Annotated in this window: 12 protein-coding genes; 8 read left to right on the top strand and 4 right to left on the bottom strand. The window is 65.7% G+C overall.

What is annotated here, in order from left to right; translation table 11 throughout:
- Positions 1-51: 51 nt before the first annotated feature.
- Genes AC1DBQ_RS18985 through AC1DBQ_RS18975 form a run of 3 tightly spaced genes read right to left on the bottom strand, consistent with a single transcriptional unit; the run spans position 52 to position 3,150 of the window.
- A complete protein-coding gene (locus AC1DBQ_RS18985) occupies positions 52-1,257 on the bottom strand; it encodes an acyl-CoA dehydrogenase family protein (RefSeq protein ID WP_476929986.1) in 1,206 nt (401 codons plus the stop codon).
- Positions 1,258-1,264: 7 nt separating this feature from the next.
- Complete coding sequence (locus AC1DBQ_RS18980) at positions 1,265-2,158, bottom strand: amidohydrolase family protein (RefSeq protein ID WP_476929985.1); 894 nt, start codon at positions 2,156-2,158, stop codon at positions 1,265-1,267.
- A 2-nt stretch (positions 2,159-2,160) separates the two neighbouring features.
- The gene (locus AC1DBQ_RS18975) at positions 2,161-3,150 is read right to left on the bottom strand and encodes an SDR family NAD(P)-dependent oxidoreductase (protein ID WP_476929984.1); all 990 of its coding nucleotides are present in this window, start codon (positions 3,148-3,150) and stop codon (positions 2,161-2,163) included.
- Positions 3,151-3,273: 123 nt separating this feature from the next.
- On the opposite strand from AC1DBQ_RS18975, the gene AC1DBQ_RS18970 reads away from it, so the two are divergent.
- From AC1DBQ_RS18970 to AC1DBQ_RS18945, 6 genes are all read left to right on the top strand, one after another.
- The gene (locus AC1DBQ_RS18970) at positions 3,274-3,753 is read left to right on the top strand and encodes a MarR family winged helix-turn-helix transcriptional regulator (protein ID WP_476929983.1); all 480 of its coding nucleotides are present in this window, start codon (positions 3,274-3,276) and stop codon (positions 3,751-3,753) included.
- Positions 3,754-3,917: 164 nt separating this feature from the next.
- On the top strand, positions 3,918-4,268 hold the full coding sequence (locus AC1DBQ_RS18965) for a PadR family transcriptional regulator (RefSeq protein WP_116767867.1): 351 nt from the start codon (positions 3,918-3,920) through the stop codon (positions 4,266-4,268).
- Between the two features lie 2 nt (positions 4,269-4,270).
- Positions 4,271-4,636, top strand: coding sequence for a DUF1048 domain-containing protein (locus AC1DBQ_RS18960; RefSeq protein ID WP_476929982.1), 366 nt, complete (start codon positions 4,271-4,273; stop codon positions 4,634-4,636).
- A 25-nt stretch (positions 4,637-4,661) separates the two neighbouring features.
- Entirely contained in the window at positions 4,662-5,492 is an 831-nt protein-coding gene (locus tag AC1DBQ_RS18955; protein ID WP_476929981.1) for an ABC transporter ATP-binding protein, read from the top strand.
- Positions 5,489-6,253 carry an ABC transporter permease gene (locus tag AC1DBQ_RS18950; RefSeq protein ID WP_476929980.1) on the top strand — a complete coding sequence of 255 codons (765 nt, stop codon included), beginning with the start codon at positions 5,489-5,491 and terminating at the stop codon, positions 6,251-6,253. Before AC1DBQ_RS18955 ends, AC1DBQ_RS18950 begins: the two co-directional genes overlap by 4 nt.
- A gap of 35 nt (positions 6,254-6,288) precedes the next feature.
- Positions 6,289-6,903, top strand: coding sequence for an NUDIX hydrolase (locus AC1DBQ_RS18945; RefSeq protein ID WP_476929979.1), 615 nt, complete (start codon positions 6,289-6,291; stop codon positions 6,901-6,903).
- A 63-nt stretch (positions 6,904-6,966) separates the two neighbouring features.
- Here AC1DBQ_RS18945 and AC1DBQ_RS18940 read toward each other — a convergent pair whose 3' ends face one another.
- Positions 6,967-7,563: a recombinase family protein gene (locus tag AC1DBQ_RS18940; protein WP_476929978.1), complete on the bottom strand. Its 597-nt coding sequence runs from the start codon at positions 7,561-7,563 to the stop codon at positions 6,967-6,969.
- A gap of 336 nt (positions 7,564-7,899) precedes the next feature.
- On the opposite strand from AC1DBQ_RS18940, the gene AC1DBQ_RS18935 reads away from it, so the two are divergent.
- Both AC1DBQ_RS18935 and AC1DBQ_RS18930 read left to right on the top strand, forming a co-directional pair.
- The gene (locus AC1DBQ_RS18935) at positions 7,900-8,673 is read left to right on the top strand and encodes an ion transporter (RefSeq protein WP_476929977.1); all 774 of its coding nucleotides are present in this window, start codon (positions 7,900-7,902) and stop codon (positions 8,671-8,673) included.
- A 250-nt stretch (positions 8,674-8,923) separates the two neighbouring features.
- A partial coding sequence (locus tag AC1DBQ_RS18930) for a DUF1269 domain-containing protein (RefSeq protein WP_476929976.1) occupies positions 8,924-9,411 on the top strand: 488 nt, incomplete at its 3' end.

The following is a 9,411-nucleotide window of genomic DNA, read 5'->3' as shown; positions in this document are numbered from 1 at the left end:
TCTTTGGCTCCTGTGCTGATGKGGATGGGTTGATGGACGGCGGCGGCGCGGTCAGCGGGTGAAGGCGCTTTMGCCGGTGAGGGCGCGGCCGACGATCAGGGCGTTGATTTCGTGGGTGCCTTCGTAGGAGTAGACGGCCTCGGCGTCGGCGTGGAACCTGGCGACGTCGGTGTCCAGCGTGATGCCGTTGCCGCCCACCACTTCGCGGGCGAGCGCCACGGTCTCGCGCATCAGCAGGGACGTCTGCATCTTGGCCAGGGCGGAGTCCTGGTCGCGGTAGATGCCCTTGTCCTGCTGTTCGGTCAGCCGGACCACCAGGGACAGCGACGAGGTGACGTTGCCGAGCATCCGGGCGAGCTTTTCCTGCACCAGCTGGAAGGAGCCCACCGGACGGCCGAACTGCTGCCGCTGGGTGACGTAGCGCAGCGCTGCCTCGAAGGCCCCGGCCTGGATGCCCGTGGCGATCCACGCGACGTCCGAGCGCATGGCCCGCAGCATCGCGGCCACGTCCTTGAAGGAGTTCACGTTGTGCAGCCGCCTGGCCTCGGGAACCCGGACGGCGTCGAGCGTGATGTGGGCGTTCTGCATCATCCGCAGCGCCGTCTTGCGGTGGATCTTCTCCAGGGTCACGCCGGCCGCGTCACGGTCCACGAGGAAGGCCTTGACCTGCCCGTCGGCCGTGTCGCGGGCGAACACCGCCAGGACGTCGGCCGTGGCGGCGCCGCCGATCCAGCGCTTGGCGCCGTTCAGGACCCAGGTGTCGCCGTCCRGGCCGGCCTCCCTGCGGGCGGTGGTCGCGAGGCCGCCGGCGATGTCCGAGCCGGATTCCGGCTCGGTCAGCGAGAAAACGMCCTTGAGCGAGAAGTCGATGACCTTGGGCATCCACTCGGCCTGCTGTTCCGCGGAGGCGCCGACCCTGATGGCGGTCCGGAACAACCCGGCCTGGGCGGTGTAAAAGGTGGCCAGCGAGGCGTCCGTCCGGGCGAGTTCGAAGATCCGGAAACCCTGGTAGATCCCCCGGGCGGGTCTGTCGGTCGTGAGCTCGGCGGGTTCGATGAGGTCCAGCTCGATCAGGGGCCGCGCCAGCTGGTCCGGAAACTCGCCGCGTTCCCAGTAGTCGGCCAGCAGCGGCTTCGCCTTCTCATCGAGGAAGCCCCGCAGCCTGCCGAGCACGCGTCGCTCGTCCTCGGTGAGGAGGGACTCGGCATCGTAGTAGTCGCAGACGCCGTAGAGCCTGGTCTGGTTTTCGGTCGCCACTKACACCTCAGCCACCCAGCCCGAGCAGGCGGACGGCGTTGTCCTTGAGGATCTTGGGCCGCACCTCGTCCTTGAGCGGAAGGTCGGCGAAGGCGCCCAGCCACTTCTGGGGCGTGATCAGCGGGAAGTCCGTGCCGAACAGGACCTTGTCTTGCAGGACCGAGTTGGCCATCCGGACCAGGGACTCCGGGAAGTACTTCGGGGACCAGCCGGAAAGGTCGATGAACACGTTGGACTTGTGCGTGGCGATCGAGTTGGCCTCGTCCTGCCACGGCACCGAGGGGTGGGCCATGATGATCTGCAGTTCCGGGAAGTCCGCGGCCACGGCGTCGAGCAGGAGCGGGTTGGAATAGGCCAGCTTGATGCCGTACCCGCCGGGGAGCCCGGCTCCCATGCCGTTCTGACCCGTGTGGAAGATGGCCGGCAGGCCCAGTTCCTGCAGCGTTTCCCAGAGCGGGTAGAACTGCTCGTTGGAGGGGTCGAAGCCCTGCAGGCTCGGGTGGAACTTGAACCCGCGCGCGCCGAGGTCAATTGCCTGGTGCTTGGCGCCCTGGACGGCCTCGGCGCCGGTGCGCGGGTCCACACTGCCGAACGGGATCAGGACGTCGTTGTTCCGTGCCGCCCCGGCAATGAGGTCCGGGATGCTGTTGGGCTCGTGCTTGAGCTGGGTCCGGGCGTCGACGGTGAAGACGACGGCGGCCATGTTCAGTTCGCGGTAGACCTCGGCGATCCGGTCCAGCGACGGGGTCCKATCCTCCGCCTTGAAGTACTTGGCGGAGGCTTCCGTGAGTGCCGGCGGCAGGGATTCGTGGCCGTGGCCGTCCACTTCGAGATGGACGTGCATGTCGATCGCATCCAGCGAGGCGGCGTCGATGCCGAGTTCATAGCGCTGCGCGGACATGGCTAGCCGACCTTCGCCGGCGCAGCGGGCTCGGGCTGTGCCGTTGCTGGCTGTGTATGTTCGGGCTGCGCCGTTGCTGGCTGCAGTTCCTMCGGCAGCGGCAGGAACTCTTCGCCGACGCTCTGCAGCTTGTCGCCGAAGAGCTTCCCGAAGTTTTCCGCGAGATCCTGGTAGCCCCAGCCGCCCTCGCGGTATTCGGTGGCGGCGGCCTCGGGGTGGCTCCAGAGCTGCAGCCGGTCGCCGCMGGCKCCGATCGCCTGGCCGGTGATTCCGGCGGCCGCGTCGGAGGCGAGGAACGCCACGAGTCCGGCGACGTCGTCGGCCGTGCCGAACCCGAGGTCGTGGCGGAAGAACGCCGGCATGGCCTCGCCGCGCTCGTCGGCCTCGACGGCCTTCTGGAAGTACGGGACGGTTTTGGTCATGGCGGTGGCGGCCACGGGGATGACGGCGTTGGCCGTGACGCCGGCTTTCTTCATTTCCAGGGCCCACGTGCGGACCATGCCCACGATGCCGGCCTTGGCGGCGGCGTAGTTGGTCTGGCCGAAGTTGCCGCGCTGGCCGGTCGGTGAACCGATGGTGATGATGCGGCCGGCAATGCCGTTCTCCTTKAAGTAGCCGAAGGCTTCCCGGGCGCAGGTGAAGGTGCCCTTGAGGTGGACGTTGATCACGGCGTCGAAGTCCTCGTCCGTCATCTTCAGCAGGCTCTTGTCCCGCAGGATGCCGGCGTTGGTCACCAGGATGTCGAGCCGGCCGAACTMCGTAACGGCTGCCTGCACGAGCTGCTTGGCCACCTCGGAGCTGCCCACCGGGGCAACGACGGCGGCGGCCTTACCGCCGTCGGACTCAATGGTCCGGACCGCTTCGGCAGCCACCGCAGCATCGACGTCATTGATAACGACGGCGGCGCCCTGGCGGGCCAGCTCCCGGGCGTAGGCCAGGCCGAGGCCCCGTCCGCTTCCGGTGACGATTGCTACTTTTCCTGACAGGCTCATTGCTGCTCCTTTGCTAGCTGCTGTGTGCATCCGGCCCTGCGGCGTGGGATGCTGGTCTGCATCCATGTAAATATGGATAGTTGAAAAAGTCAATGATTTATTTTCTGGACCATTGGAGTTGGCATGCCGACAGAAGTTGACGACGCGCCGGGCACCGTCCCGGCAGAGAAGCTCATGGCGGCAACTATCAGCCGGGATGCGGGCTTCCTCCTGGCCAAGCTGCATGCCGCGGGTTCAGTCCTAAACAACCGCGCGCTGGCCGGGTTCGGCCTCAAGGAGCGCTCCTATTCCGTGCTGGCCCTGGCCACCAGTGAGCTGGAGCCCACCCAGCGGGAGATGGCCGAATTCCTCAGCCTGGATCCCAGCCAGATCGTCGCGTTGATTGATGAGCTGGAGAAGCGCGGCCTGGTGATCCGCGCGCCCGGAAAACAGGACCGGCGCGCCAAGATCGTCTCCGCCACCGCGGAAGGCACGGCGGTCTTCCGGGAAGCCGAGGCCGCGGCGCGGGAGGCGGAATCCGCAGCCCTGGCCGGCCTCAGCGACACCGAGGTCGCGGCCCTCAAGGGGCTGCTGCGCAAGGCTTTGTGGGGGCCGGCGGCCTGATCCGCCCCGCACGGCGCGCGCCCATTCGCCCGAGCATCGGAAACCGGAATCGAATGCGCCGTATCCGCCCCTTGATCCACCCCCTGCCGCCCCTTGTCAGGTCGCTATTCAGTGTTACTATCTAGTGGTAGTCAGTAACACCAAGTAGCTGTAGGGAGGGTTCCATGGGCAAGCAGATGACCGAAATGCTMAAGGGCACGCTAGAGGGAATCGTCCTCGCGATCCTGGCCGCGCAGCCGGCATACGGCTACGAGATCACGGCGCGGCTGCGCGAGCAGGGCTTCTCCGACATCGTCGAGGGCACCGTCTATGCGCTGCTGGTCAGGATCGAGCAGCGCGGCCTCGTGGACGTGGCGAAGGTCCCGTCCGAGAAAGGGCCGCCGCGCAAGGTCTATTCCCTCAACGCACTGGGCGGCGAGTACCTCGAAGAGTTCTGGAGGACTTGGAGCTTCCTCCAAATGCGGATCGAACAGCTCCACCACGACATAGAACACCCACAAAGCGAAGGGGAGTAACCATGGCCGCAGGATGGATCGAAAAGATCACGGGATCATTCGAGGACAAGAAACGCTGGCGCCGGTACAAGGATCGAAAAGAACAACTCCCCGCCAGCTATCGAACCGCAATCGACGGACTCGAGCGCTACTTCATGTACGCCGGGTCCATCGTCAAGGGCGATGTGCTCATGCAGATGCTCGAGGACCTCGCAGACCTGATCGAGCGGGCCGCCGTCGACGGCACCCCCATCCGCGACATCGTCGGGGACGACCMGGTGGAGTTCGCAGACACCTTCATCCAGAACTACTCCGACGGCCAGTGGATCAACAAGGAGCGCAAGCGCCTGACCGACGCCATCGATCAGGCCGCCGCCGACGGCGTGTGAACGCACCGGGAACGGAGAACCGGATATGACCACCGGACAGGCCCTCGAACCCGCGATCCGGGTGCAGGGCATCGAGAAATCATTCAAGGACCTGCACGTTCTGCGGGGCGTCGACTTCACCGTGAGTGCGGGGAGCATCTTCGCGTTGCTCGGTTCGAACGGTGCGGGCAAGACCACGCTGGTGCGGATCCTGTCGACGCTGCTGAAGGCGGACGCCGGCACCGCGACGGTTCACGGCTTCGACGTCGCCGCGAAGCCCGGCGACGTGCGCGAGTCGATCAGCCTGACCGGCCAGTTCGCCGCGGTCGATGAAGTGCTCACCGGTCGGGAAAACCTCGTGCTGATCGCCAAGTTGCGTCATCTGACAAACCCGGGTGCGATCGCCGACAACCTGCTCGACCGCTTCGCACTCAGCGAAGCAGGAAACCGCAAGGCGTCGACGTACTCCGGGGGCATGCGACGCCGACTCGACATTGCGATGAGCCTGATCGGGAACCCGCCGGTCGTCTTCCTCGACGAACCGACGACCGACCTCGACCCCCAGGCACGCATCGAGGTGTGGCAGAGCGTCAAGCAACTTGCCGGTCAGGGCACGACGGTACTGCTCACCACGCAGTACCTCGACGAGGCGGAAAAGCTMGCCGACCGCATCGCGATCCTGCATGAAGGCAGGATCATCCAGAACGGGACCCTCAGCGAACTCAAGCAACTCCTCCCGCCCGCCACGGTCGAGTACGTCGAGAAGCAGCCCTCCCTCGAGGACGTCTTCCTCGCCCTCGTCGGCGCCACCGGCGGCCACCGCACCGACGACGACCGCACCGACGACTCGGCCCCGGCACGAAAGGCACCCCGATGACCACCCGCGTCCTTGGCGACACCGGCGTCCTGACCGGCCGCTCGCTGCGCCACATCCTCCGCAGCCCGGACACGATCATGACCACCGCCGTCACCCCGATCGCGCTGATGCTGCTGTTCGTGTACGTGTTCGGCGGCGCGATTAACACCCGATCCGGCGAGTCGTACGTCAACTACATGCTCCCCGGCATCCTGCTCATCACGATCGCGTCCGGCGTCGCGTACACCGCCTACCGGCTGTTCCTCGACATGCAGGGCGGCATCTTCGAACGCTTCCAGTCCATGCCGATCGCGAGGTCAAGCGTGCTCTGGGCGCACGTGCTCACCTCCCTGGCAGCCAACCTTGCCGCTGTCGCGATCGTCATCGGCGTCGCGCTGATCCTGGGGTTTCGGACCGGCGCCTCCGTGGCCGACTGGCTCGCCGTCGCTGGCATCCTGATCCTGTTCACCCTCGCACTGACCTGGATCGCCGTCATCGCAGGGCTCTCGGCGAAGAGCGTCGACGGCGCGAGCGCGTTCAGCTACCCGCTGATCTTTCTGCCGTTCATCAGTTCGGCGTTCGTACCCACCGAGTCGATGCCCGGCCCGGTCGCCTGGTTCGCCGAGAACCAGCCGGTGACCTCCATCGTGAACACCATCCGAGCCTTGCTCGCCCAGGAACCCAGCGGCAGTGACATCTGGATCGCCCTCGCCTGGCTCGTCGGCATTCTCGTTGTCGCCTATGCCTTCGCGATCGCCATCTACCGTCGCAAGATCAGCTGAATGCCGGTTGAGATAGCGTTGGGACAGGAGGAGCCATGACCGTTCGGAGCGCCGGCATTCTGCTCTACCGGCTGGGCAGCACACCCGGACCCGGMAGCGCGTCCCCGCAAACGAGCACCTCGGAAGACGGCAGCGCTTCTCCGCTGGAGGTCTGGATCGCCCACATGGGCGGACCGTTCTGGGCCGGCAAGGACGCCCGCGCCTGGTCCGTCCCCAAGGGCGAATACCCCGCCGGCGAGGACCCGCTGGAGGCCGCGCACCGGGAGTTCGCGGAGGAAGTAGGTACCCCCGCGCCCACGGCCGACTACCACCGGCTCGGCGACTTCCGGCAGCCTTCCGGCAAGGTCATCACGGTCTATGCCGCCGAATCGGACTTCCAGCCCGACCGCATCGTGAGCAACACCTTCACCTTGGAGTGGCCCAAGGGATCCGGCGCCGTCCGCAGCTTCCCCGAGATCGACCACGCCGAATGGGCCACGGAGGAACAAGCCAGGGCCCGGCTGGTCAAGGGCCAGCTGCCKATCCTCGACGCGCTCCTCCGGCACCTCGGACTCGGCGCGGCACCAGCCGGGGAGGAACATCCGAAGGACAGCAGCAAAAACAGAAAAAACGCTTTTACAGCCCGAGCGCAGCGAGGTCCGAGGGCCTAACTCGGGCGCTACCTGGGCGAGGCTGCAAAACGAGGGCGTCCGTCACCCTCCGTTCAGGAGCACCTATATTGTGGTGCTCTCGCGTGCCGCGAGGGCCTGCTGGTGGCGGTAGAGCGTTGCGCGGCTCCAGCCGACGAGGCGGGCGGCGTCTTCGGCGGTGCGTCCCTTCGCGCGGGCGTCCTGGGCGATCGCCAGCTTGTCCGCGATGACGTTCGGGTCGGACACCGGCCAGCCGAAGCGTGTGCCGTTCTGCCTCGCGGCTGCGATGCCGGCGGTGACCCGCTCGACGATCAGCTCGCGCTCATACTCGGCAAGGGTAGCGAGCATATTCAGCATCATGCGCCCGGTCGAGGTTGCCGGGTCAATGCCGTCGGCGATCGAGCGCACATGGATCCCKCGGTCGCGCAGCAGGGTCACTATGTTGAGCACGTCGATCAGCGACCTGCCCAACCGGTCGACCCGCCACACAACGACGGTGTCGCCCTCCTCGGCGTACTMGAGGAGCCTTTTCATTCCGGGACGTTCGATTGCAGTCTTGCTTCCCGAGGTCACATCGGCGAAGACGTCGCGTTTCTGCACGCCGGCTGCGACCAGGGCGTCGAGTTGGAGCTGGGCGTCCTGGCTGGAAGTACTGACGCGCGTATAACCCAGTTGTCTCACTAAGCCAGTCTGACTCGGAAAGTCCCCGGAATCCCCTCGCTGAGACGATTTACGGTGAGACGAGTTATCGGGACATCGGCGAGCCCGGCTTTCTCAGCCACCCGGCCGGCTCATCCGCCCGCGGGTCAGTGTCTTGGAAAGCTGTTATTTTCCAAGACAGCAGCGGATACGGTCACTGCCGTGTTTCTCCCTGATGGTCGTCTACAAGGGTCATTTTCGGAAGTCGTCTGCACCCCTTCCCTGCGGGTTCATTTGCGTGAACAGGGGGCTACAGTCCGGTCAGACCTGGGCGATAAAGTGTCGTCTGCGCGGCTGCCGACGTKCCAGAATCCACACATGACCAAGGAACACAGTGAACTGAAGAGCATCGGATACGAGATCTTCATCGGTATCCTTTCGATCCTGTCGATCGTCAATCTCGTGCTCGCGTATGTGGCGCAGGAGCAGTCGCTCGCCACCGTACTGACGGTGATGAACGCCATTTTCAGCGTGATCTTCCTCGCCGACTTCCTCTACCGGATCCTCACCGCACCCTCGGCGGGCGCCTATTTCTTCAAGCACTTCGGCTGGGCCGACCTGTTGGCCAGCCTGCCCTTCGCGCAACTGAAATTCCTGCGCATCTTCCGGCTGATCCGGGTGTACCGGCTGCTCCGCGACGTCGGCATCCGCACGGTCGGCCGCGCGCTGAGCAAAGACCGGGCCGGCAGCTCCCTGTACATACTGCTGCTCATGGGCATTTTCGTGCTCGAATTCGGAAGTCTCACGATGCTCMGCATCGAGCAGTACGCCCCGGGGGCCAACATCACGACCGCCTCGGACGCCATCTGGTACACGATCGTCACGATCTCGACCGTTGGCTACGGCGACCAATATCCGGTCACCGGTGCCGGCCGAATCCTCGGGTCAGGCATCATCGTCATCGGCGTCGGCATCTTCGGCACCTTCACCGGCTACCTGGCCAACTTCTTCCTGGCTCCCCACAAGAAGGAACCCGCACCGCCCGTCGACGCGGCCAATACCAGCGCKACGGAGGAAGTACTCCGGGTGCGCCTGGAAGAGTCCGAAGCCAAGCTCACCGAGATCAGAAAACTGCTCACCGAGCCAACCTAAACAAGGGCATCCCCGGCCCGGCTGCCTGCCAGGGTCCTTCGCCGAACCAATGACTTATGGCACTGCCGGTGCGTGCCTGTCGGGGCAAGAGTTGGACCTACCMGACGACCGGTGTGCGTACCGCCCCGGTCCGAGCGCGACAGGCCGCTTGCAGTTGACGGWTCGGTTCTGTCCAACACCGTCCGGAGACAGCGTCCAGTAAGAAGCCGGATGGCCGCTACGCCGGCCAGAACCAAGTGGAGGAAACACCATGGCAGAGCACAACTACATCTTGTTCGTWTCGTCGTACGCCGACRMRRGCTCGGCGGCAGACGATTTCAAGGCGATCAAGAGCATGGACGACGCGGCTGTGGCGGCTGCGGTCGTACTGTCRCGTGACGCCTMGGGCAAGACCGAGGTCAARGAGCATGGGGGCGGACTGGTCGCCGGCGGCACCAAGGCCGGCGCCATCGGCGGGCTGGTGGTCGGACTGTTCGCTCCGCCGCTYCTGCTSTCCGGCGTGATCGGTGCTGGGATCGGCGCAGGTGTYGGCGCCATCRMGAAGCGTCACGAGGARAAGKCCATCGGCGTCAACGCGGARGAGTGGCTGCCGCCGGGCTCCTCGGCGATCGTTGCCGTCGTCGACGACCTCTACCTCGACCGCGTCGACAAGGCGGTCGGCAAGGCCACCAAGAAGGTCAGCAAAGCCATCGACAGTGGTGACTACGACGCCGTGGTCAAGGCCGTGAACGAGGGCGA

It is taken from the genome of Arthrobacter sp. 10T413_2, assembly GCF_056394205.1.
The sequence above is the reverse complement of the archived record's forward strand: the minus strand, read 5'-3'. Positions and strand labels throughout refer to the sequence as shown.